The sequence below is a fragment of the Okeania sp. SIO2C9 genome (genome assembly GCF_010672455.1).
Taxonomy (GTDB): Bacteria; Cyanobacteriota; Cyanobacteriia; order Cyanobacteriales; family Microcoleaceae; genus Okeania.
The window spans coordinates 47986-70608 of sequence record NZ_JAAHGO010000010.1 but is presented as its reverse complement, the minus strand read 5'-3'; the positions used below and the strand labels follow the sequence as shown (position 1 = coordinate 70608).

The 22623-nt window shown below is 35.6% G+C and carries 21 protein-coding genes and 1 pseudogene; 14 read left to right on the top strand and 8 right to left on the bottom strand.

Annotated features, from left to right (window positions below):
* Positions 1-93: 93 nt before the first annotated feature.
* From F6K23_RS09160 to F6K23_RS09150, 3 genes are all read left to right on the top strand, one after another.
* A complete protein-coding gene (locus F6K23_RS09160; RefSeq protein WP_293153680.1) occupies positions 94-1656 on the top strand; it encodes a hypothetical protein in 1563 nt (520 codons plus the stop codon).
* A 35-nt stretch (positions 1657-1691) separates the two neighbouring features.
* On the top strand, positions 1692-1907 hold the full coding sequence (locus F6K23_RS09155) for a hypothetical protein (RefSeq protein ID WP_293153677.1): 216 nt from the start codon (positions 1692-1694) through the stop codon (positions 1905-1907).
* A 1182-nt stretch (positions 1908-3089) separates the two neighbouring features.
* Positions 3090-3788, top strand: a complete 699-nt coding sequence (locus tag F6K23_RS09150) for a sugar transferase (protein ID WP_293153674.1) — start codon at positions 3090-3092, stop codon at positions 3786-3788.
* A 456-nt stretch (positions 3789-4244) separates the two neighbouring features.
* Here F6K23_RS09150 and F6K23_RS09145 read toward each other — a convergent pair whose 3' ends face one another.
* From F6K23_RS09145 to ribE, 5 genes are all read right to left on the bottom strand, one after another.
* On the bottom strand, positions 4245-4913 hold the full coding sequence (locus F6K23_RS09145) for an ester cyclase (RefSeq protein ID WP_293153671.1): 669 nt from the start codon (positions 4911-4913) through the stop codon (positions 4245-4247).
* Positions 4914-5850: 937 nt separating this feature from the next.
* Positions 5851-6441 carry a GNAT family N-acetyltransferase gene (locus tag F6K23_RS09140; protein ID WP_293153669.1) on the bottom strand — a complete coding sequence of 197 codons (591 nt, stop codon included), beginning with the start codon at positions 6439-6441 and terminating at the stop codon, positions 5851-5853.
* 654 nt (positions 6442-7095) lie between these two features.
* Positions 7096-7902 (bottom strand): hypothetical protein, encoded by an 807-nt coding sequence (locus tag F6K23_RS09135; RefSeq protein ID WP_293153666.1) that lies wholly within the window; start codon positions 7900-7902, stop codon positions 7096-7098.
* Between the two features lie 207 nt (positions 7903-8109).
* Positions 8110-8331, bottom strand: coding sequence for a hypothetical protein (locus tag F6K23_RS09130; protein WP_293153664.1), 222 nt, complete (start codon positions 8329-8331; stop codon positions 8110-8112).
* A 70-nt stretch (positions 8332-8401) separates the two neighbouring features.
* A complete protein-coding gene (ribE, locus tag F6K23_RS09125) occupies positions 8402-9115 on the bottom strand; it encodes a riboflavin synthase (RefSeq protein ID WP_293153662.1) in 714 nt (237 codons plus the stop codon).
* Between the two features lie 419 nt (positions 9116-9534).
* On the opposite strand from ribE, the gene F6K23_RS09120 reads away from it, so the two are divergent.
* The 6 genes from F6K23_RS09120 to F6K23_RS09090 all read left to right on the top strand — a co-directional run bounded on the left by F6K23_RS09120 (position 9535) and on the right by F6K23_RS09090 (position 12777).
* The gene (locus F6K23_RS09120) at positions 9535-10041 is read left to right on the top strand and encodes a bifunctional nuclease family protein (RefSeq protein WP_293153660.1); all 507 of its coding nucleotides are present in this window, start codon (positions 9535-9537) and stop codon (positions 10039-10041) included.
* A gap of 520 nt (positions 10042-10561) precedes the next feature.
* The gene (locus F6K23_RS09115) at positions 10562-11677 is read left to right on the top strand and encodes an aldo/keto reductase (protein WP_293153658.1); all 1116 of its coding nucleotides are present in this window, start codon (positions 10562-10564) and stop codon (positions 11675-11677) included.
* A gap of 408 nt (positions 11678-12085) precedes the next feature.
* Entirely contained in the window at positions 12086-12331 is a 246-nt protein-coding gene (psbE, locus tag F6K23_RS09105) for a cytochrome b559 subunit alpha (RefSeq protein WP_293153654.1), read from the top strand.
* A gap of 25 nt (positions 12332-12356) precedes the next feature.
* The gene (gene psbF, locus F6K23_RS09100) at positions 12357-12491 is read left to right on the top strand and encodes a cytochrome b559 subunit beta (protein ID WP_293153651.1); all 135 of its coding nucleotides are present in this window, start codon (positions 12357-12359) and stop codon (positions 12489-12491) included.
* A 9-nt stretch (positions 12492-12500) separates the two neighbouring features.
* Entirely contained in the window at positions 12501-12620 is a 120-nt protein-coding gene (locus F6K23_RS09095; RefSeq protein WP_009544126.1) for a photosystem II reaction center protein L, read from the top strand.
* Positions 12621-12657: 37 nt separating this feature from the next.
* The gene (locus F6K23_RS09090) at positions 12658-12777 is read left to right on the top strand and encodes a photosystem II reaction center protein J (protein ID WP_293154114.1); all 120 of its coding nucleotides are present in this window, start codon (positions 12658-12660) and stop codon (positions 12775-12777) included.
* A gap of 37 nt (positions 12778-12814) precedes the next feature.
* Here F6K23_RS09090 and infC read toward each other — a convergent pair.
* Positions 12815-13198, bottom strand: a pseudogene (gene infC / locus F6K23_RS09085) (translation initiation factor IF-3); the annotation flags it as partial.
* Between the two features lie 170 nt (positions 13199-13368).
* On the opposite strand from infC, the gene F6K23_RS09080 reads away from it, so the two are divergent.
* From F6K23_RS09080 to gntT, 3 genes are all read left to right on the top strand, one after another.
* Entirely contained in the window at positions 13369-14502 is a 1134-nt protein-coding gene (locus F6K23_RS09080) for a hypothetical protein (protein ID WP_293153638.1), read from the top strand.
* Positions 14503-14583: 81 nt separating this feature from the next.
* Positions 14584-15603: a serine/threonine-protein kinase gene (locus tag F6K23_RS09075; protein WP_293153635.1), complete on the top strand. Its 1020-nt coding sequence runs from the start codon at positions 14584-14586 to the stop codon at positions 15601-15603.
* A 549-nt stretch (positions 15604-16152) separates the two neighbouring features.
* Positions 16153-17526: a guanitoxin biosynthesis MATE family efflux transporter GntT gene (gene gntT / locus F6K23_RS09070; RefSeq protein WP_293153632.1), complete on the top strand. Its 1374-nt coding sequence runs from the start codon at positions 16153-16155 to the stop codon at positions 17524-17526.
* 1576 nt (positions 17527-19102) lie between these two features.
* Here the strand turns inward: gntT and F6K23_RS09065 are convergent.
* Both F6K23_RS09065 and F6K23_RS09060 read right to left on the bottom strand, forming a co-directional pair.
* Positions 19103-19225 carry a hypothetical protein gene (locus tag F6K23_RS09065; RefSeq protein WP_293153629.1) on the bottom strand — a complete coding sequence of 41 codons (123 nt, stop codon included), beginning with the start codon at positions 19223-19225 and terminating at the stop codon, positions 19103-19105.
* 40 nt (positions 19226-19265) lie between these two features.
* Positions 19266-19472 carry a hypothetical protein gene (locus tag F6K23_RS09060; RefSeq protein WP_293153626.1) on the bottom strand — a complete coding sequence of 69 codons (207 nt, stop codon included), beginning with the start codon at positions 19470-19472 and terminating at the stop codon, positions 19266-19268.
* Between the two features lie 764 nt (positions 19473-20236).
* Here F6K23_RS09060 and F6K23_RS09055 point away from each other — a divergent pair.
* Positions 20237-21004 (top strand): DUF429 domain-containing protein, encoded by a 768-nt coding sequence (locus F6K23_RS09055; protein WP_293153623.1) that lies wholly within the window; start codon positions 20237-20239, stop codon positions 21002-21004.
* Between the two features lie 130 nt (positions 21005-21134).
* The gene (locus F6K23_RS09050; protein WP_293153620.1) at positions 21135-21698 is read left to right on the top strand and encodes a hypothetical protein; all 564 of its coding nucleotides are present in this window, start codon (positions 21135-21137) and stop codon (positions 21696-21698) included.
* The last annotated feature ends 925 nt before the right edge of the window (positions 21699-22623 follow it).

Below are 22623 nucleotides of genomic sequence, written 5' to 3'. Positions count from 1 at the left end.
GGTTTAAAAATTACTATTCCCTACCTTTCAATTAAATTTGAAAAACAAAAATCGCAGGATAAACCAGACAAATCTGTTCTTCTAGGTTCTAACTTGATTGCTACAACTGCCCATGAACCAATTTTACAGTTGTCTGAACATGAACAAATTCCTCTCAAGTTAGTTAATCAAGGATTAGTAACTTTATTGACAACCCTTCAGCCCCAAGCTTTTGGCCAAGAATCTATTTCTTTAACTGATAGAGAAACTCAAACAATAGTTACTTTACCTCATTATTATACTTGTGGCGCAGTAGGACTAGACCAAGAAACATTTTTTTCCGCTTTGGCACAATTAAAATGTGTGTTGATGGGTAGTCCGACTAATTGGCCAGAAGCCTATCGCTTCAATCTTAAAGAAGCAGTTTTAGAAGCAGGTCTGGTCAAAGAAGTCAGTCAAGTAATTGTGATAGAGGACGCGATCGCTACTGCCCTATCAGAATTAACTTCAGTCACAGAAGATCCAAAAACATCTACGATCTCAGAATTTAGAAGGGGCAAAATTTTAATTGTGAATGTGGGAGCAACCACAACAGAAATGGTCTTAGTTAACTTCCCTGATGATGGCCAAAATTTAACTTACTCTCACTTCCATTGCCATAGTTTTGCTTATGGGGGTCAGGCCATAGATCAAGATATTGTTTGTCAACTATTACTAAAAAACGAAAATATTTCGCCCCAGACCCAGACAGAAAATAATCAAGAACAATCTACTCAATCATGGCCACGGCCAGGCTATCCAGATTTGTCAATTAGGTCTCAACTACAGCAATGGTTACAAAGTTCATCCTATAGACAAGAATTATTAGCAGCAGCTCGTAATTTAAAAGTAATTCTGCCATCCGAAAAAGAATTTATTTTGAATATAGGCGATCGGCAATGGAGTTTACAACAACAAGATTTAGAAAAGAAAGTATTAGAACCTTTTATACAAAAATTAAATCAGGAGTTAAATAATTTTTTGAGTAGGGTGGGAATATCTCCGGTGGGAATTAACCGCGCTTTATGTACTGGAGGTAGTGGGAGTTGGAGTGGGATATCTCGTTGGTTACGTCAAAAATTACCTAATGCAATTATTGTTCAAGATGCAAAAGTTAATTCTGAAAATGTAGAGTTAGGGCAGGAAAAGCCGCAGGGATCGGATAATTGTTTATCTGAGATTGAAGATATTAAATTAACTATAGGTAGGGTTGCTTATGGTTTAGCTATTTTACCTCTTTATCCACAAATTATAGATATACCTCAGCAACAGTACAACGACTATTTTTTACTTTGGGAAATACTGCGAGTTTTTCCAAATCGTCTTTTATCCCTAAAAGAAGTTTATCAATTATTAGAGGAACAAGGAATAAATACTCGTGTTTGTCAGGAGAACATTAAGACTATTTTAGAAAATAAACTACCTCCAGGTTTAATGCCTTCGGAGGAAGATGTCATGCTATTGAGTGAAGTTTCTCGACAAAATTCTGAATATCAAAGTTTGAGAGCAAAGCCACTTTTTTGCCAAGAAACTGATGGTAGTAGATATCGTTTGAGTAATGAACAAGCAGAATATGTAAGAGAATACTTAAATAAGCTAGTGGCTAATACTAGGCAAAAATTTGAGGAACCCTTATAGAATTCATTTGGGATCTCTTTAGAAATATAGGGGAAGTGTGGGGAGTGTGGGCAGGGCTAATTCATTGTCGCCAGAGAAAAATATTGAGGAGTACAAGTTTGGCCATATACTCAAGTATTTCATGGTCTTTTCCCCTAAATTATCATGGTTACACAGAAAAAATTTATGTCACAGAGTCAGTCGTGATCGCCAAGACCAGAACTATTGAAATGGAAAACTCCCTACTGCTGTATGCAAAGCGTCTCTGTTAGCATAGCTCCTCCTCCGGAGGAAAGAGATACCCGAAGGGCGCGGGGTCGCATCCACTTTTTCCTGTATTGCCTCTAAGTAAAAATACCACTCAGGGGTTCTATAAAGTTAGCAGAAAACGTAATTTAGCGATCGCTTGCTCTACAAGTTTTCCTGGTCAAAAATAGTTCGCTGATAAGCTTAATACAAAAATATTACAATATTTTGTTTATAGAACCTATTTGATATCTATTTAAAAACAGATGGGGAGTATTTTTCAACCTTTTTCCCTTATGCCTTCCCTCCATCTCCTGATATCAAATCCGTTTAATTCGGTATAAAAAAATGTTCCATCACAAGCGCCATTGCCAAATCTTTCTTGATCTCCCCTACTCCCCTACTCCCCTACTCCCCTACTCCCCTACTCCCCTACTCCCCTACTCCCCTACTCCCCTACTCCCCTACTCCCCTACTCCCCTACTCCCCACACTAATTACACCAATGCTACCGGATTTGATATAACTCGGTCTTCCTGACCCTTTTGACATCCTCCCCGGCCTAAAGGCACGGTGATTGCTACTGAGCCGTAGCTCCTCGGCGGGTTGACGCTTTGCTTCCCATAGCTGCCGCTAACACAGGGTGCTGCACCCACCCCTCTTGCTCCCCTCCCGGGAGGGGATGGGGGTGGGTTACGCTTCCCTCTACATCCACGCACGAGTTTCCAAGTGCCCCCCGACAACTAATAGAAATGTAGCATATATTCAATTCACTTCTAAAATAAAAAGTCGCCCTACAAGGGCGAGGCGTCTACCCCAATTTTTCGGTAACGGAATATGGAGCAGCAAATATTTATCTAAAGTCCTATTAACATATTGTTAAAAAAACATCTAAGGGTTTCTCGTTACAAATAATTGTATTAAAATATACTATTTTTTGTGATTTTAATTACATAATACTTAATTCGATCTACAAACACCAGAAAACATAAAAAGCAAAATTTTTAATTATACATAATATTTTTTCTCTTTCCGGAAGATTTGATGATGAATAAGGAAAACAACACATAAACTTTAAAAAACGGCTGATATTTGTGAAGATTGAGTAAAGTTGGGTATTTTAGCCTACCACCTTGAATTTAGTTATTCTAAGATGTAAGTATAAAAGTTTTCCATAAATTAAAACATTAATGTCAGAGTGCAAATATTATGAATACATCTAACTTATCAGTCTCCTCAAATATGAATTCTATAGCAGTTCTAGAACACAAATACTCAGCTAACTTGTATAAACAAGTAGCTCATCCGTCTGTCAATAGTCCAAGCAAGCGTCTGATTGATATTTTAGGAGCCTTAGTGGGATTAGCGATCACAGGAGTATTTGCAATTCCTGTATTTATATTTATGCAATTTAATAGTCCCGGTCCGCTATTTTTCAGTCAGGTTCGCTGTGGTTTTAAGGGCAAAACTTTTTGGATCAGGAAGTTTCGTTCAATGGTTGTTGATGCAGAAAAACTGAAGCACCTTGTCAAAAACGAAGCAAAAGGTAACATCTTTAAAAATGAGAAAGATCCTAGAATTACTCGTATAGGTCGCTTTCTGCGTCGGACTAGCTTAGACGAGCTACCTCAATTCTGGAATGTTCTCAAAGGAGATATGAGTTTAGTGGGAACTCGCCCTCCTACTCTTGATGAAGTCAAAAATTATGAAGCTCATCACTGGCACAGACTGGATATAAAACCTGGTATGACTGGAGAATGGCAGGTTAATGGTCGTTCTAGTGTGAAAGACTTTGAAGAAATAGTACGTATGGATATTGACTATCAGCAAAAATGGTCTATTGCATACGATCTCAAGTTAATATGGAAAACAATTTGGGTGGTATTTAATAAGTCAGGTGCGTGTTAGTTCTACTTTTTTGCTCGGAGTTCAATGTCGCATTTCTCAGAAATAGATTTGAGATTCTGTTTAATGCGACTAGAATAGAAGTTATTTTTAAACTAAGAAAAAAAATCTGATTATTCCGTAGCAAATTAGATTTAATTAGTTATATTATATGAAATTGTTGACCCACTACCTTTGCTGGCGCAGAGCTTCTCCTAATTATTCAAATAAGCGTAGGTTATCTTTAATCAAGATGGGAGCAATATGCTCCCACTACTTATTAATAATGAAATTTTGACAGACCACTACTATATTTTCGGCATTGCATAATTGCGGGATGATTTTGATCACAGAGCACAAACCATAATTCCCGTGTCTCCCTGTCTCCCTGTCTCCGTGGAGCGCCAAAATCATCCCAGTATTCAGCAAGGCTATATTTTCTGTCTTGAATTATAGCCTAAGTCTTGTAAAATAATTCTCTTATTTTTGACTATGAAATGGGCAACCACCAGCCGTTAAATCTTTGATAAATTTACTATTATCAAAATAATGTTCTACAGACAAAATTTTTAAATCTTCAGTTACTCTAGCAATACTCATACCAATAATTTCGATTGTTTCGCCAGTAGGTTGATAGTCTTTAAAATTACCTTGAAAAGTCCCCCAATGTCGCCATTTAAAAGTAACATTTGGCGGTCCGCAAAGCACTTCTATTACTTCCCAGAGAAACCCTTTTGGAAAAGCTTTATTAAAGGTTTCAAAGGATGATTCAAAGGTTTCTTTGTCAGGGTCATAATGTTTATTTTTAGTAATAAAAAGATTATATGTTCCGTGTTTTCCTGCTTCCTGAGCAGTATATTCTTTTCCTCCATTACTACTCATGCGAAATTTATCGGCAACAACAGATAACCACTGTTCAGGATTAGTTTTATTAGATGCTTCCATCTCAAAAGTTCTGACTAGGTTATGAGCGATCGCTTCTAAAGACCCTTCTGGATGATCATATTTACTCTCTTGTTGAAAAATTCGATCATTGTGAGAATAATCTGGTCGTTTTCCGCCTCGCCATTCCACACCTATATCATTAGAAATTACTTTTTCTCGGTCTTGTACCCATAGGGGTATATTTGTAGAATTAGTATTAGTCATATAATTTTTATTGCTAGGATGAAGTACAACTTTTTTTGATTTTAGAGAACATACAACATGATAAAAAAAGTATAATCTTTTACTTTATAGACCTTAAAAAGGCTATATTTGTCCTCAATTATCTGAATGGATTCACACTTTGATTAATTTACTAGATGATTTTTTGCGACCATAGTTTATTACATAATAATTTAATTTTTTTGATTATATGAAATATAAAAAAAATGCTACGAATAATTTCCCTGCTTAAAATACTTTACCTAGAAATTTTTATTTGACTAAAAACAGAGTTTGACTCCAGATAAATAATATATGGGCTATTCGTACTTAATTCTCTACGTCGCAAATCTGACAGATCCCCTACCTTAGTTCTTGAAACAGCCTAAATATGGTTTGCTGATTAAATCTAAAAGCATTGACAGATAAAGACTTTAGCATTTTTTTGTCGAAAAAAGTGCCTGGTTTTCAGTATAAAACGCTCAAAAAGTTAGTATTTTAGGCGCATAGTTGGGCAGAACAATCTTGGGACAATTCTTACCGAAAAATTGTGGTTTAAAGCCTCCCCTTTTAAGGGGATAATAAGCGGTCGTTTGCGGAGCAGTCCGTTAGGATGGGATGGCGAGGTCTCCTCACCATATCCAATCGACTCCTGTGAAGAAAAATTTTCATGATTAGTCAATCCTCTTCTTTTCAAGGAGAGGTAATTATTCATTATTCATTATTCATTATTCATTATTAATTGTTGAATCCTAACTCCTCTAAATTCCCCGTTTCTCCTGTCTCGGTCTTTCCCCTCCTGGGAGGGGCGCGCGGGTGGGTTGTCTCCTATCTCTACTAAAAGACTAGTGAAGCGCAAACCCTAAATATTTGTAGCAAAAATTTTAGTATTTCATATTACAAATAAACGGGAATAAAAAAAATTAATCAACTTTACTCCTTATTTTCCTCTTGCTTTTTCCAACAAATAAAAATCATCTTGATTCAAACTATATTTAACACCTTGTTGCTGAGATCCTGAATAAACAAAATTTCGCTCAAATTTTAATCCTACTTTTTCCATTACTCGAATAGAAGCTTTATTTTCTAACAATGCACTTGCTGCTACTTGCTGTATTTCCAACTCTAAAAAACCTTTCCGAATTAAAGCTTTTGATCCTTCCGTTGCATATCCTTTTCCCCAAACTTTTCTCTGTAACCGATAACCAAGTTCAATATCATTTTCTTGATACAATGCTGCTCCCATATAACTATCTAAACCTGGTCGAAAATGAAACCAACCAATGAATTTATTACTTAACTTTTCAATAGCTGCCCAAAAACCATAACTCTGATATTGTTGGTAATACCTAAAAACTTTAGGCAAAAATCCATTTTTAATCTCATCGTAAGTCGTAGGTGTTCCTGAGCGATCGCCTAATTTTGTAAATCGAGTTACTTCTGGGTCACTATCCAACTCAAATAATAACTTTGTATCAGCTTCGGTAAACTGTCGTAAAACTAATCTTTCTGTCTCTAGAAAAATCTTCATTATTTGATATCAAGTTTCATTAATTAATTATAAGAAAAACGTTTTTATCTCTAAAAATAAAATCTCTTAAATTCCCATTTTTTATGTTAACTAAAACTTTTACTGATAGGTCTTAAATTATGAATTATATCCTGTTCGGTAGAACAGTTATAATTATGCTTGTAGTTGGCTTGTAGTTGGGCTTTAGCCCTAATATCAAGTCTCATTAATTAGACAAGGGTAAAAATGATATTCCCAAGATAATTGAGAATCTATCAAATTTCCCCCTACTCCCTGCTGCCTAATCAGTGTTATTTGTGGGTATTTAAAGAGACATGATATAAGAGCTGATTTGTAAACTTCCCCAAAAGTCTTATATTACCTAGCTTTTAGCAATTATAAATTTACTTAACAAAAACCCTGAAAGCTAAATATAGCAACTCATTCAGCGCCTTAATATTTACTTTATAAATCAGCTCTAAGACAAGTATTTAAAGGACTAAAGTCCAACTACAGGCAAAAATTTTAGCCGTTGGTGAATCAAGCTATGAAAGCTAAATTTATCAAGTATAAAATGCTTTTTAATTAATATTTAGGCGATCGCCATTTAAAAAAATCATAGCTAAAATCACCAACGACAAATTTTATTATAACTATATCAACCCTACATAAATATTAGAACAAAATAACTCTATCAATGCCGAAAAAATCGTCAATTGTTTCAATATTTTGAGTTAGGTTTAAGTTAGCACCACCCTCAATTACAGCAACAGTATCTACCTCAATAACATTATTCTCTAAAGATTGGTACTCAATAACTAAATCATTACCCACTGGAAAAAGCTGAATATTATCTATTGACTGCTTAAATAGCTCAATAGAATCTCCCTCAAATTGGTTGAAATCTACTATTGTTGCCTCACCTTCACCTAAGTAGAAAGGTACAGCTACTGGTACTATGACAGGAGTAATAACAGTTGTAGTTCCCAGGATAAACTCATTTACTCCAGGAGTGCCAATGAGGCGATCGAACTCACCAATACCATCACTAAGGTAATCTCTTTCAAAAAAGTAATCTACTGCAACTCCAGTTACTTCCACAAAATTATTTTCTTCTCCCACTGGTCTAACAATATCACTACCATTTGTACCACCAAAAAAAGCAGCACGATTTTCATTAATACCAAAGTTGAGATAATGTTCTAAACCAGAACTAATGAACCCATTATTGACAGCTTCAGCAACCCCAGGATTATTTGCTAAATATTCGCCTTCTACAAAAGATATTTCTAGAGGTAAAGGTTCGTCATTCGGGGGGTTTTGAGAACCAAAGCGGAAGTTACTGTCATCCAAAAGTAACTCACCAGTAAAAGGATCGACAACATTCTCCACCACTGCTAACCCTATTCCTGTAGTGCTACGGGCAATAATGGTAGCGTCAGTTTCTCCTGGTGCAAAATTAATGGAGTAGTTTCTAATCAATGAATTATTTTCTTTTCCCAACTGGATAATGTCAACGCTGGGGTCAAAATTGCTAATCCGAACATTACTATCTATGCCATTGTAAAAATTTTGACCAGACTCACCTAAGACAAATATATCAGTAGCGTCGCCCCCAACTAGAGCATCAAAAGCACCACCCCCATCACCTGCAACACCCGTTTGATAAATACGATCGCCTGCAGCATTTCAAGCGACAGGTGCTCCGATCAAGTCTATTTCTGTTCCTGGTACACCCACGGGAAATTCTGGGAGAAAGTCATTGCCAGTGGTACCAGTAAAAGCAGCAGATCGTTGTTCAAATAACCCAAATAGTAGATAATGTTCAAAACCAGAACTAAGCACACCGCTATTTACTGCTGCTGCAACATCAGAGTTTTCTAGTAAGTATTCACTTTCAAAAAATGCCATACTTTTTTTCAGTTAAATAAGTTTTTTTGCTTGAATTAGACCTTACCACTAGGAAAAATGTTCCCTCATTTTAAATAAAACCGTTTTCACTCAAAAATTCTGGTGTAATTTCTTTGAAACTATTAACATGAGAATTTACTGCCAAAACTGAATGGTTATTAGAACCATGACGTAGAAACTTAGCCACATATTTACCAAGAATATCTACCTCAATATTCACTAAACTACTTGCTTTTAAATGACACAAGTTTGTTTCATTAAAACTGTGAGGAATAACTGCTACCTCAAACCAATTGCCATCCACATCACAATCAGCCACAGTTAAACTAATACCATTTACTGCTATACTCCCTTTAGATACAATATAGGGAGCTATCTGACGTTGCCACCTCTCGTCTTTTGTTTGTGAAGCTGTAAATCTCATTTCCCAGGCATTAATCGTTTCCACAGAGGTTTCCAAGCGTCCAACCCCGTCAATATGACCAGTAACAAAATGGCCTCCTAACTTACTACCTGCTCGCAATGAAGTCTCAAGATTCACATACCTATCCGATATTTGGCCTAATGTACTACGTTGTAAGGTCTCAGGTGATACGATCGCCACAAATCCTTGAGCTAAAATGTCTATTACTGTTAAACAAATACCATCTACAGCTACACTATCACCAATGGCCAAATCTTCCAAAATAATTTTACTGCCACTAGATGATCCCAGAGAAACTAAAATTTGGCTTTCTTCTAAAAGCTTAATTTTTCCTAAAGCTTGAATCAATCCTGTAAACACTGTTTTTCCTCTGATTAATTAATTAAAGATTAGTTAAATTTTATGAACGCAAACTCTATTAATATTCCGTTAACAGCAACGCTATAGCAGCGCGCTAGGCGTATATTTACAAATTGCAGGAACTCCCCAATAGCTAAAATCTTATATTATCAGCAATTTATTTCCCCTATTGCCTGTTGCCTGGGCGAAGCGCTATAGTCTTGAAATTACACGGTTGTTATATCATGGTTAGCCATTAGTCAAGGTAGACACCATACTCTCAAAAATCGAAGATAATAAATAAATGTAAAAATGTAAAAATGACTCATATAGGTAAATAGGTAAATATCAAGTCATACTAAAAATTACTTGATCCTTATCTATACTGACTTACATTCTATATAGCTTGACAAAAATTATTATAAAATGAGGCCGAGCCAATGATTGAAATGAAAGTTGCTGGAATAGCATTGGATGCATCAACACGCAATCCAATTGTATTGTTAAGAGATGGTACCGAGCGACGTGCTTTGCCCATCTATATAGGTCAAGACCAGGCCAAGGCAATTATCAGCGCTCTGGAAAACCATCAACCACCACGTCCATTGACTCACGACCTCACGGTTAGTATTTTAGAATCACTAAGTGGGGTGTTGGAAAAGGTGGTAATTCATTCATTGCAAGATAACACCTTCTATGCAGTGCTAATCATGAAGCAAGGAGAAACTAGAAAAGAAATTGATGCTAGGCCCAGTGATGCGATCGCTATTGCCCTACGTACCAATAGTCCCATCTGGGTAATGGAAGAAGTCGTAGCAGATGCCTCTATTCCAGTAGACCGAGATGCAGATGAGGCAGAAAGGCAAGCTTTTAGGGACTTTATATCAAAGCTTCGCCCTGAAGATTTAATCAAACGTGGTGGTTCTAGCACTGGTGAATTATCCTAGTACTATTTTAATAGAATTAAAAATGCAAAAGTCAAAGAAGATTTATTTAGCTGAAAACTTTTTCAAGTTTATTTGAACCTTGGCCAAAGGGTCAATAGTAGTTAGGACTCAGGTATTGCCTATGCCAGATTCTATCATAAATTTTGAAAGAGGACTCCCGTTATCATCGCATTTATTTAACGGTGAGATGAATTTCAAGCAGAAAAATAATTGAGCAATACGCGCGCGCATTTTTAGTGTTATAATTTTATCAATAGCCGTGGGGCACACGGTTAAATAAAAGCGCACCGCCTGCCCTGAGGTTTCCTGAGTTTAAAGACAGAGCAAGAAGACTTGTGTGGATGGTCTGACAAGGGTGCAACTCAGTTTATTTGATTTGTTATCTAGTACTTGAATCTATTTACTGGCAAGAATCTCCTGTTATAATCGCACTTATTTAACCCTGAGAGTATAAAAAGATTAGGTAGAAAGAAGCGATCGCTCAATAGCAAAACTAAAAACTAAAAACTAAAATATATAGGTGCACTACCGCAGGTTTGGCAAAACGAACTTAAACCTCTCAGTTTTTTCTTTGGGAACTATGCGATACTTGGTATCTCAGGAAAATGCTGTAGAAACAATCAAGCAAGCTGTAAATATGGGAATTAACCACATAGAAACAGCTAGAGGTTATGGTAAAAGTGAAAAATATCTGGGTGCGGCGTTGGTCTGTGATCTGCAGCGTACCCAACTTTATATCACAACAAAAATTACACCCACAAGAGATGTCGGTTTAATAGAACGCTATATAAATGAATCTCTAGAAAATCTAAATACAGACTATTTAGACTTTTTGGCTATTCATGGCATTAATACTTGGGAACATTTAGAAATTACCCATCATGGAATTAAAGCAATACATAAAATGATCGATGATGGGCGAGTTAGACACATTGGTTTTTCTACCCATGGCCCTTTAGATGTAATTTTAGCGACTATTAATACTGACTTTTTTCAATTTATTAACTTACATTACTACTACTTTTTCCAACATAATGCCCCTGCAATAGAGTTAGCCAAACAAAAAGATATGGGCATTTTTATTATTTCTCCAGCAGATAAAGGTGGGCAATTATATACACCATCTTCTACTCTTGAGAAATTATGTCAACCTTTTTCTCCATTGGAATTAAATTATCGATTTTTGTTAAGTGACCCGAGAATAACAACCTTAAGTGTAGGTGCTGCTAGGCCACAAGAATTAGAATGGCCTCTAAGTATCAGCGATCGCACAGAACCTCTCACTACTCAAGAAATTGAAATATTTGAGCGCTTGGAAAATCAGGCTTTAACAAAGTTAGGCACAGAAAAATGTAGTCAATGTTATGCTTGTTTGCCATGTCCAGAAAATATTCACATTCCAGAAGTCCTGAGATTAAGAAATTTGAGTGTAGCCTATGATATGACAGGATTCGGTAAGTATCGATATGGGATGTTTGAAAATGCAGGTCATTGGTTTCCAGGTAATAAAGGAAGTCGATGTACTGAATGTGGAGAGTGTTTACCCAGGTGTCCAGAAAATTTAGATATACCAAGTTTGTTGAAAGATACCCATCAAAAACTTAAGGGTTCCTCTGGTCGTCGGTTATGGGATTAAAGAAGGCAAAAGGCAGAAGGCAGAAGGCAGAAGGCAGAAGGCAGAAGCAAGAAGGAAAAAATCTTGCTTTGTCTGAGTTTTCAGCTTTTGATATGTTTTAACCTTTGCTTCGACTGCTATGAAAATTCCTCAGCTAGGAACCTATCTCATATCAAATCCGGTAGCATCGGTGTAATTAGATGGGGAGATGGGGAGATGGGGAGATGGGGAGATGGGGAGATGGGGAGTGTGGGAGTGTGGGAGATGGGGAGATGGGGAGATGGGGAGATGGGGAGTGGGGGAGATGGGGAGAGGGGGAGAGGGGGAGATGGGGAGATGGGGAGATGGGGAGATGGGGAGATGGGGAGTGTGGGAGTGTGGGNGACTAGATTTTGCCATTCGTAATTGATTTCAGAGGAGAAACTTAAAATGTCAGGTGTTACCGGAGAACGTCCATTTACCGATATTGTTACCAGTATTCGTTACTGGGTTATTCATAGCATCACCATCCCCATGTTATTCATCGCGGGTTGGCTGTTTGTTAGCACAGGTTTAGCTTATGATGCTTTCGGGACTCCTCGTCCTGATCAGTATTTTACTCAAGAGCGTCAAGAATTACCTATTATTCAAGACCGTTTTGAAGCAAAAAACCAAATCACAGAGTTTAATAACTAGTTTAGTTTAGAAGAGGTTTAAAACAATGGCAGACAACAATCCTAATCAACCTATTTCTTATCCCATTTTTACCGTAAGATGGCTTTCAGTTCACGCTTTAGCTGTTCCTTCAGTTTTCTTTGTCGGTGCGATCGCCGCTATGCAGTTTATTCAACGATAGGAGTTATTCATGGATAGAAATCAAAACCCTAACCGTCAACCTGTCGAATTAAACCGTACATCCCTTTATCTCGGATTACTTTTAATCGCGGTTCTTGGCATTCTCTTTTCTAGCTATTTCTTTAACTAATTCATTTTTTTTTTGGTTTTATCTTGGAGGTATCATCATTTTTGCAGAAGGTAGAATCCCCCTTTGGCTTGTTGGTTTAATTGCTGGTATTGGAGCAATTTCTGTACTTGGTCTATTTTTCTACGGGGCCTATGCTGGCCTTGGATCTTCTATGTAGTCAACGGTTNCTGACAAATGACTAATGAACATGAGCATCATTTTTTAGGAGAAAGCAACATCATCATGTTGCGACCCTCTCTTTTGGGTGCCTGCTGAACTTCCGCAATATCTTGCAAATCCACTGCCATGCGTTTGAGTAACTCCTCTGCTAAGTTAGAATGCTGGATTTCTCTGCCTCTAAAAGTAATCGTTGCTTTGACCTTATCTCCAGATTTAAGAAAGCGTTCTGCATGATTGACACGCACCCGATAATCATGATCATCGATTTTATAGCGCATCTTCACTTCCTTGACATCAGCAGTGTGTTGCTTTTTCCTGGCTTCGCGGGCTTTTTTCTCCTGTTCAAATTTGTACTTGCCATAGTCCATGATCCGACACACTGGCGGATCAGCCTTATCACTCACCAAGACTAAATCTAGCGGAATTAACAAGAAGTTCAGACTTATATAGTCTTGGTGCGACATTAATTTGTTTATTAACTGGGATAAAATCTGGAGATATTGGAAATTTAATAGATGCGAATTATCGGATAATTTTTCGTCATTTAGTTCCACCATTACAAAGGGGTTGGATTAATTGGTTGGAAAAGATGGTAGAACCAAAATTTAGTGATAGATATGAAAATGCTGAGGTAGCTTTAGCTATTCTTCAACCTTTAGATGTTAATCGTTTACCGAAAGTTAGAATTAGTCAGGAAAATCTAAATTTTTATAGCGATAAATGGGGAGAAAAAGTAATAAAAACTATTACAGTTAGTAATCCAATTCCAGAGACAATTTTATCTGGTAGATGGGAAGTTGCTCCCCATGTAAGTGACCCTCCTCATACTCCTTCTGACCATAGTTGGATTTCATTTTTACCTCATAAGTTTGAAGGTAATAATATAGAGTGTAAAATAACAGTAGATACCAGTAAGTTAGTAGAAAATGAAATTTATAAAAGGGAGATAATTTTACATAATAATTCAGAATTAGAAACTCACAAGATAAATATTCAGGTAGAAACTGGTAGTGTGCCTAAATTGATACCTAACTTCATGTTCTTTTTTGGTCAGTTTGTACTGATGTTTCCTTGTATATTTGGCAGTTTTATATTATTAAAATTAAATCCTCTATTTATTTTGTTATCAGTAATACCTATAGCAATATCTGGTTTATTGAATAAGATGAGTACTACTGCTAAAATTTTAATACTTGGTCTTGTTAGTCTGATAATAACATTAAGTATTTGGGTAGCGCTTAGGTCAAATTTCTTGATGTCTGATGATTTTTATAGAAGTCTAGGAAAAAATTTTTTCCATTTTTTCACTCTTTACTCTTTGCAAGCATTAATCCAACTATCCTGGATAACTATACTAGCGATAGTAGCTTATGTTTTAAATGTACTAGAACCAGATAAACATCAATTTAGACCAAAAAAAACAACTGGAATTATAACTGAAAACAACTTTAATAAATTATCCTCTGTCTCTTCTGATGATAAAAAAGGAATTATGTGTTTTTCAATAATAGGATTTTACTTTAGCTTAGGTACAATTTTTTTTATTTTTCATAAAGTCATATCTGTACTACATTGCCTAACTTTAGGAGAGATTTCAGTTTTAGTCGGAGGAGCGATCGCTACTCTTTCTATTGCCCTAATACCCCTAATTTATTTAATATTGAAACCTCTCAAAATAACTTATAAATACAGAAAAGCAGAGCCAAACTTAATTAAAGCATAATCAAAATATATCGACTCGGAATCTCATGTAAAAATTTAATTCCTTTTTATTCCCTGTCCCCTAAAAACTTACTAAAAACCCATGAATAACTACCCCAATTTTTCCAACTACGGCTATCAAATAATCAAAGAACTCGGACACAACCGTGCAGGTGGAAGAGTAACCTATCTTGCCACAGAAATTAACACTCAAAAAACAGTAGTAGTTAAACAATTTCAATTTGCTACAACCGGAGCGCATTGGTCAGAATATCAAGCTTATGAAAGAGAAGTTCAAGTATTAAAAACACTAGACCATCCCAACATTCCCCACTACTTAGATTCCTTCCAAACACCATCAGGTTTTTGCATGGTACAGGAATATAAAAACGCCATTTCTTTAGCAAACTTAGCAACCTCTCAAAAATGGCAACCCCAACAAATTAAACAAATAGCAATTTCAGTTCTAGAAATTCTTAAATACCTTCAAAATAGAATTCCACCTGTAATTCATAGAGACTTAAAACCAGAAAATATTCTAGTAGATGACCAGATGAACATTAGCCTAGTAGACTTTGGTTTTGCCAGAATAGGAGGAGGAGAAGTTGCTGTTAGTAGCGTAGTCAAAGGTACATTAGGATTTATGCCTCCAGAACAAATGTTTAATCGTGAATTAACAACAGCATCAGACTTATATAGTCTCGGTGCAACATTAATTTGTTTATTAACAAACACCCCTGCAACAGAAGTAGGCAGTCTCATGGATGACATGGGAAAAATTAATTTTCAGCAGCAAGTAAAAAATCTCAATCAAGACTTTATTGCCTGGCTAGAAAAAATGGTACAACCCAATTATAAAAATAGGTATTCATCAGCAGAATTAGCCCTTGACGCTTTAATTCCTTTAGAAGTATTGCCCCCTTCTCGAAGACAAAAATTGACTCAAACAGCATTAATTACGACTATTGTATATATGGCAATTTTAAGTGCTGCTTTTGCTATGTTCAGAGCTTATAATATTCAACTAAATGAACCCCTTGTATCCACGAAAATAGAAGATTCATCTCAAGCTCAAAACAAACCATTTCAAAACAAAAGGAAATGCCTCAATCATCGAAAATAGTTACAGCAGTTTTTTTAGTTTATGAAGCACAAAGTTTGAGAAATTCATAAACAAAGGAAATATACTCAGAAAAACTGTACTTCACCATTTCAATAAAATGCTAGAAGTAGACTTTGATTTTCTCGAAGTTGAATAATTATTTCTTAACAAGCTTTTTACAGCAGTGGCTTTAAAAAATTTATCAACTCTATTATCAGTCGTCAATATAATCTTCTTGAAAAGCTTTCAACAATTATAGCAATATGATTTGATTTGTGAGATATTGGAAACTTTTAGGCAACAGGCAACAGCTCCAGAAGGCAACAGAGAAGAAGAAAAAAACGTATAATATGAATGTAATAATTACTATATTCTGTACTTTTAAGGAACACTTCAATTCTCACAACTGATTCCTGATTGCTATAATAATTACCTCTCCTTGAAAAGAAGAGGATTGACTCAAAGGAAATTTTTTATTTATTATCCCCTTAAAAGGGGAGGCTTTAAACCACAATTTTTCGGTAAAATTTAACAACGAATAACTGATAACTAACCATTCTTCTTCAAAATATGAAATATGTTATTCACAATGGCTTTCTCAGATTGGCTTTAGTCAACATTTTATCTAATTTAATGGTGCCTTTAGCAAGTCTAGTAGACTTAGCTTTTTTAGGTTATTTAGATGAAATTCATCATTTAGCAGGAGTTTCCCTAGCCACAATTTTATTTAACTATATTTACTGGACTTTTGGTTTTTTACGCATGGGTACTACTGGTACAACTGCTCAAGCTAGAGGAAGTGAAAACCATCAGGAAGTAAAACAAATTTGTCTACGCAATTGCTTAATTGCTTTAGCTATTGCCACGATAATTATAATTTTCAAATATCCTTTGCGAGAAATTGGCTTTACTTTACTTAGTGCAACTCCAGAAGTAAAAGCTAGTGGTATTAGCTACTATCAAAGTTTAATTTGGGGTGCCCCTGCTACCTTATTAAACTTCGTATTAATAGGTTGGTTTTTAGGACTAGAACAAGGAGGAAAAGTTTTACTACTATCAGTATTTAATAAAGGCACAAATATTATCTTAGATTATATTTTTATTGTCCGTTGGGGATGGGAAAGTAGCGGTGCTGGTAGTGCTACAGCAATAAGTCAATATATGACTTTAGTCGTAGGCATAATTTGTGTTTTTAACTTAATATCTTTAACAGAAATTCCTCAGTTAATCAAAGATATTTGGCAACCTCAAGTAATTAGAGAAACTTTTATTCTCAATCGAGATATTCTGATTCGCACTTTTGCCCTAATTTCTACTTTTGCTGTATTTACTAATTTAAGTTCATACATAAATACTTTAGTTTTAGCAACTAATACCCTGTTATTACAGGTAGTGACATTAGCCGCTTATTTTATTGACGGTTTAGCTTTTGCCACAGAAAGTCTAGCAGGAAAAAGTTATGGTGAAGGAAATCAGGAACAATTAAAGGTATTAGTAAAATTCTCAGGAATAATTAGTGTGAGTATTGGGTTGACTTTTGCTCTAGTATTCTGTTTATTCCCTACTCCTTTATTTAGTTTATTGACTAATTATACTGAAATTATTCACAATATTAATAGTTATGTTTTTTGGCTAATACCTGTTTTGGGGTTTGGAGGAATGGCTTATATGTTAGATGGATATTTTCTCGGTTTAACTCAAGGAAATTTATTACGCAATTCTACTTTAATTGCTAGTTTAGTAGGATTTTTACCCTTTGCTATGGTGGGTTGGTTGTTAAAAAGTAATCATATATTATGGTTAGCTTTAGCAATTTTTATGGCAGCTAGGGCAATTACTTTAGGTAAAGCTATTCCTAATATAATCGTTGAAAAAATTTCTCCCTCAATAGAACTTATCAAAGACAATAATGAAAAAACTTTTGTTTTAGGGAGTAGGGAGTAGGGTTCAATTTATCCTGAGAAAAATAAACCTAGCAATAACTTAATTTAAGTTGAATTTCCCTGTGGGTTTACTCAAGCGACACTATATATTTTTTTACCAAAATAACAGTATGAATTTTATCATAATTGACCTAGGTTGGCATTCGGAAAAAAGTTGTTTTGCATATCAATACTCAGATAATAAGTTAAAAATATTAGACTGAGGCTTCATACTAGAAATTGCAGCTTTTGTCAGTGAGGTTGAGGAAAGAAACTCAAGGATATATATTTTGGTTTACCCTGATTCTTAATTTCACCATTACCTAATTATAAAAAATCAGTTTTTGCTCAGAAAAATCAACCTAACAATAACTTAATTTAAGTTGGCTTTCCCTGTTACTTCACCAATAAATTTAAGTCTGAAGCCTCCTCTTTTCAGAGGATCAAAAAAAGAAGATTCCATATTTAAAGCTCAAAGGATAAAAAGTCAAAAGATATAGCGATCGCTTTCTCAACCTCTTAGTAATACTCAAAAATAGGTAGGACGAATAAACCTAAAGTTATCTGTGCTAATAGTATGACAAAACAATTAAAAAATCATTACTACTTCCCGTTCTACTTTTTCCGGATATTGCAAAGTAACTTTCAAAAACAAAACTAAATCGCGACCGCTCGATATAGCTTTGACTAATCAAATCAGCTTTTAATATTATTTATCTAAATCAAAGTAGTCTAATTTTCCCCAAATTATTACAAAATATTTCACGAACTTGCGTTGTTTCAGCGATTTGGTACATAGTTTGTACATAAGATATTGTGCCAATGTTGTGCCTAAACCTAAGAATAGACTCTTCAATACAAGGCTACAAGCTAGTATTTACGTTAATAACACCTCAAATATGCCAATTTTCAGTCGAGAGGTATAGCCTCAAAAAAAACAAATTTTGAACAAGTACAAATACCCAATTGACTACTCCCCGGACTCAAGTCACGGGGAAACAAGCGCAGATACTACGCAACAGGATAAATCCGTGTTGCTCCATCTGTTCTTAGCTGAAATACGCTCTCTGGGGACAAGTCAAAGTGCCCCTACACAGTCGGCTTAAGTAGGGGCGAACGGCCGTTTGCTTCGCATAACTATCGTTAACGCCCCTACAGCTTTGCGGCTTACTTTTGTGATGATATTTGCAGCCCCATTACAGTCTGCATTCACAAAACAATTATTACTACTCCTATACAAACCACGCTGTCTTGATGCAGTCGCTCATGGGGGAAACCCCCAAGACCGCGCTGCATCGCTTTATTCTTTTCGGTGATGGTTTCCAATCATTGGGTTTCTCACCATAATTAGGTAGACAGTCACCATCTAAAAATGAAGCAATACTTGTATAACTTTCTTGGTGTTTCTATAAATATTATTCCATATTCATAACACAACTGAGGTATTCTTTCTTTCAGTCTAGCAGTAGGAATTGGTACAAATTCTGAATTCTTTTTATGACCCTTATCTATTTGATTTTTCTGACCTTTATTCCAACCAAAAACAATTGTACCAATAGAATTTTTGTGCGCAATGATTAATGACTATTTTGGCTGCTTTATTTATACCCAAATCGCATTTGGCGGTTACGCTTTTCTGTAATTGCAGCTAGTTTATTTGACCAAAATCCAGTCGGTTGATTTTCTTTAATAGTTGATATCTGTTTGTTGTACCAACCCACCCCTTTAGTTCCCCTCCCGGGAGGGGATAGGGGTGGGTGTTTACCATCTACAACCCGCGCTCGTACCCACGTTCGATACACAGGTCAACCAATTATTTAAACCATGGCCTATTCCTAATACATTTTCTTGATTTAATTGAGGTTTAACTACTACTTCTTTTTCATAAACAAATTCCCAATAAAAATATCTGTTTCTCGGTAATATTCTCAGTTCTTTAACAGATAAAAATTCGAGATTACTCGGCATAGGAATATAAAAGCAATCTAGACAAAACCAGCGCTTACAAGTATTACAAGCGTGGTACTCTAATTTGATTACCTTTAAGTTTTAATGCTTGCTTGGGGTAACTAACTGTAGCCATTCCCCCTTTTTTTCTGTAGTTAGGAATCCTTGGTCTGTCTGCGATTTTACCTTCTCTGTAGGCAATTATAAGACCATAATAAGAGCGAAATGATTCAGCTACAGTTCTCAATATTTGTTGTGCTGAAGAGCGAATATAAAACTTTATAGTGATTGCTCTTTTTGTAGACTAATTCCTGCGTCATACTTACCCAGAGTTTTGTGAGACTTAAAATATAATTGTCTGGCATAATATATTCCCATGTTAGTGAGCTTGTGAGACTGTTCGCACAAGAATGTTAAAATGGGAATTAATTCAGGATTTTTACCTACTAAAACTTGCTGACAACAGTACATTTGAAACGGGCAGACCGAAAAGTTATTGTAGGTAATCATAGCACAGGAAAACTTTAGTTGTCTAGTCTAAACGACTCGCTTGTTTTCATCCCCCGGTTAAAACACGGCGGCCTTCAACGTCGCTTTTCGGTAATTCTAGTCATTGACAAATAGTAGATATTAGCTGATAGCTGAGAGCTGACGGCTGTTTGCGCAGCATTCCGGAGGAAATGCTTACTTTAAAGCCTCCTTGTTGCATAGGTACTGATAACTGATAACTTAAATTACCCTGAAAAAATACTTTTTCAGCAAACCCTATTTACCAAAACAACACTATGAAATTTATAGGAATAGACCTCGGTTGGAGTTCGGGAAAAAGTGGTTTGTGCTGTCTACAATACTCAGACAAAAAGTTAAAAATATTAGATTTAGACTGCATACTAGAAATTGAAGATATTCTCAATTGGATTGATAATTTTACTCCTTTACTAACTCCTGCTCTAATTGCCGTAGATGCTCCAACAATAATTCCCAATCAAACAGGAACTAGACTACCAGATAAACTTACTCATAAATATTTTGGTCGTTATCATGCAGGATGTTATCCGGCAAATCTTAACCGTCCTTTTGCTCAGAAAACCGTAAATTTTGGCATGAGTTTGGCAGCTAAAGGATTTATTCATGCACCAACAATTGAACCGCAACAACCAGGACGTTTTCAAATAGAAGTTTATCCCCATCCAGCTATAGTTAATTTATTTGGTTTAGAAAAAATTTTGAAATACAAAAAAGGGAAATTAGCAGACCGTAAATCAGAACTTTTGAAACTGCACCAATACATAACAAATATCTTAACTACCCTGGAACCAACCCTAGAAATTTCCGAAAATTTCCTAGATACTGAAAATATAAATAGTATAGCTACTCTCAAAATTACAGAAGATAAATTAGATAGTCTAATTTGTGCTTATATTGGTGCATACTGGTGGTATTGGGGTCAAGCAAAAAATTTAGTTTTGGGCGATGACACCACCGGATATATAGTAGTTCCTGAAAGACTAGCGCCACTACGCGGAAGTCAAAAGTCAAAAGCGAGTGCGTAATTCTGAGGTCCCCTTAGAATGTAAGACGCACTCAAGACAGTCAAAAATATTGATTAGTAAGGCTTTTAGGATTTTATAACTGGTTAGTTATCCCCGCCTTCTTCTACTAAATTAAACCCTTTTCAAATATATGAAAGAAAATATAGCAGAACTAAAATCAGAAGTAGAAACTTTACAAGCAGAAATAGAAACTCTACAGACCGAAGTAGATACTCTTCGTCATCAACGTTCTTCTTTCCGAATAGATGTTAGTTTTCCTCCAGATAATACTCCTGAAACACTAGCAGAATTTCATAAAAAAAATGCTGAAGAAGCTGCAAAGTGGCAAGAAGAATTACAAGAAATTAATCAATCTCTCAAAATATTAGAAGCACAACTTAATCAGAAGAAAATTACATTAGCACCAAAAAAATCTCGACTAGAATGGCATGAACTACAAGAACAAGTTTATCAAGGGGGAAAAGAATTACAGGAGCAAGTTAAAAAAGTCAACGAAAAAGCTAATGAACTTGAAGCGGAAATACAAAATCTTAAGCAAATTTATCAACAATTAAATCCACTTTATTGTGAGTGGGTACAAAATGCAGCTAATATAGTTGACTTTAAGGCTAAAACTATTCCTTATGTTTATGTTAAAAAAAATGGGTTTGAACTTGGAAATAAAGAAATAGATTCATTAATGGATAATGGATAATTGATAATTACCTCTGGTTAAAACCGCTCTTGATTTAATATAAGGAAATATTATTTCTTTTCTTGGTCGATTGGATATGATTAGGAAACCCATCCATCTATCGACTGTTTTTTTCCCCTTAAAAGGGGAGGCTTCAAGGCGCGAATTATTTAATTATTAATGTAAGCATTCAGCTATTAGCTGTCAGCTATCAGCAATAAGACCTTGCTTTAAAGGAAGGAGTGTAAATGAATATAGAGTTTAACAACTCTTGTCGTAAGATTTAAATATGATTAGATTAATACAGCTTTGAAACTACACAAAAAGCAATAGCTGATAGCTGAAGTGCTGACGGCTGAATGCTTACTTATTAACTATTCGGTAAGGGGAATTTCAGTTATCAGTTATCAGTAAAAGGAAAGAGGAAAAAAGATTGAGATACATCTCTATTTTTGTTGAGTTTTTTTTATCCACCCAACGGACAAATGGTAAATTTTTTGTCTAATTTTATGACCTGTAAAAGTCGAGAATACCGTAGGTTGGGTTAAGCGACAGCACAACCCAACATATTCAGTTATCAGTTATCAGTTATCAGTTATCAGTAAAAGGAAAGAAGAAAAAAGATTGAGATACATCTCTATTTTTGTTGAGTTTTTTTTATCCACCCAACGGACAAATGGTAAATTTTTTGTCTAATTTTATGACCTGTAAAAGTCAGTAATACCGTAGGTTGGATTAAGCGACAGCGCAACCCAACATATTCAGTTATCAGTTATCAGTTATCAGCAAAAGGGAAGAGGAAAAAAGATTGAGATACATCTCTATTTTTGTTAGGTTTCCCACCTCAACCAAACCGACAAGTGGTAAATTTTTTGTCGGAATTTTCTCCTGTGTCAAAGTCGGGAATATCCTAAGTTGGGTTCAGGGATATTGCCACCCAACATAT

Bases quoted from the DNA above. Each gene is read 5' to 3' on its own strand.
- F6K23_RS09150 (WP_293153674.1), top strand. From the start codon at position 3,090: ATGAATACATCTAACTTATCAGTCTCCTCAAATATGAATTCTATAGCA.
- F6K23_RS09145 (WP_293153671.1), bottom strand. From the start codon at position 4,913: ATGACTAATACTAATTCTACAAATATACCCCTATGGGTACAAGACCGA.
- F6K23_RS09140 (WP_293153669.1), bottom strand. From the start codon at position 6,441: ATGAAGATTTTTCTAGAGACAGAAAGATTAGTTTTACGACAGTTTACC.
- F6K23_RS09130 (WP_293153664.1), bottom strand. From the start codon at position 8,331: ATGGCATTTTTTGAAAGTGAATACTTACTAGAAAACTCTGATGTTGCA.
- F6K23_RS09120 (WP_293153660.1), top strand. From the start codon at position 9,535: ATGATTGAAATGAAAGTTGCTGGAATAGCATTGGATGCATCAACACGC.
- psbE (WP_293153654.1), top strand. From the start codon at position 12,086: ATGTCAGGTGTTACCGGAGAACGTCCATTTACCGATATTGTTACCAGT.
- psbF (WP_293153651.1), top strand. From the start codon at position 12,357: ATGGCAGACAACAATCCTAATCAACCTATTTCTTATCCCATTTTTACC.
- F6K23_RS09095 (WP_009544126.1), top strand. From the start codon at position 12,501: ATGGATAGAAATCAAAACCCTAACCGTCAACCTGTCGAATTAAACCGT.
- F6K23_RS09080 (WP_293153638.1), top strand. From the start codon at position 13,369: ATGGTAGAACCAAAATTTAGTGATAGATATGAAAATGCTGAGGTAGCT.
- F6K23_RS09075 (WP_293153635.1), top strand. From the start codon at position 14,584: ATGAATAACTACCCCAATTTTTCCAACTACGGCTATCAAATAATCAAA.
- gntT (WP_293153632.1), top strand. From the start codon at position 16,153: ATGAAATATGTTATTCACAATGGCTTTCTCAGATTGGCTTTAGTCAAC.
- F6K23_RS09060 (WP_293153626.1), bottom strand. From the start codon at position 19,472: ATGCCGAGTAATCTCGAATTTTTATCTGTTAAAGAACTGAGAATATTA.
- F6K23_RS09055 (WP_293153623.1), top strand. From the start codon at position 20,237: ATGAAATTTATAGGAATAGACCTCGGTTGGAGTTCGGGAAAAAGTGGT.
- F6K23_RS09050 (WP_293153620.1), top strand. From the start codon at position 21,135: ATGAAAGAAAATATAGCAGAACTAAAATCAGAAGTAGAAACTTTACAA.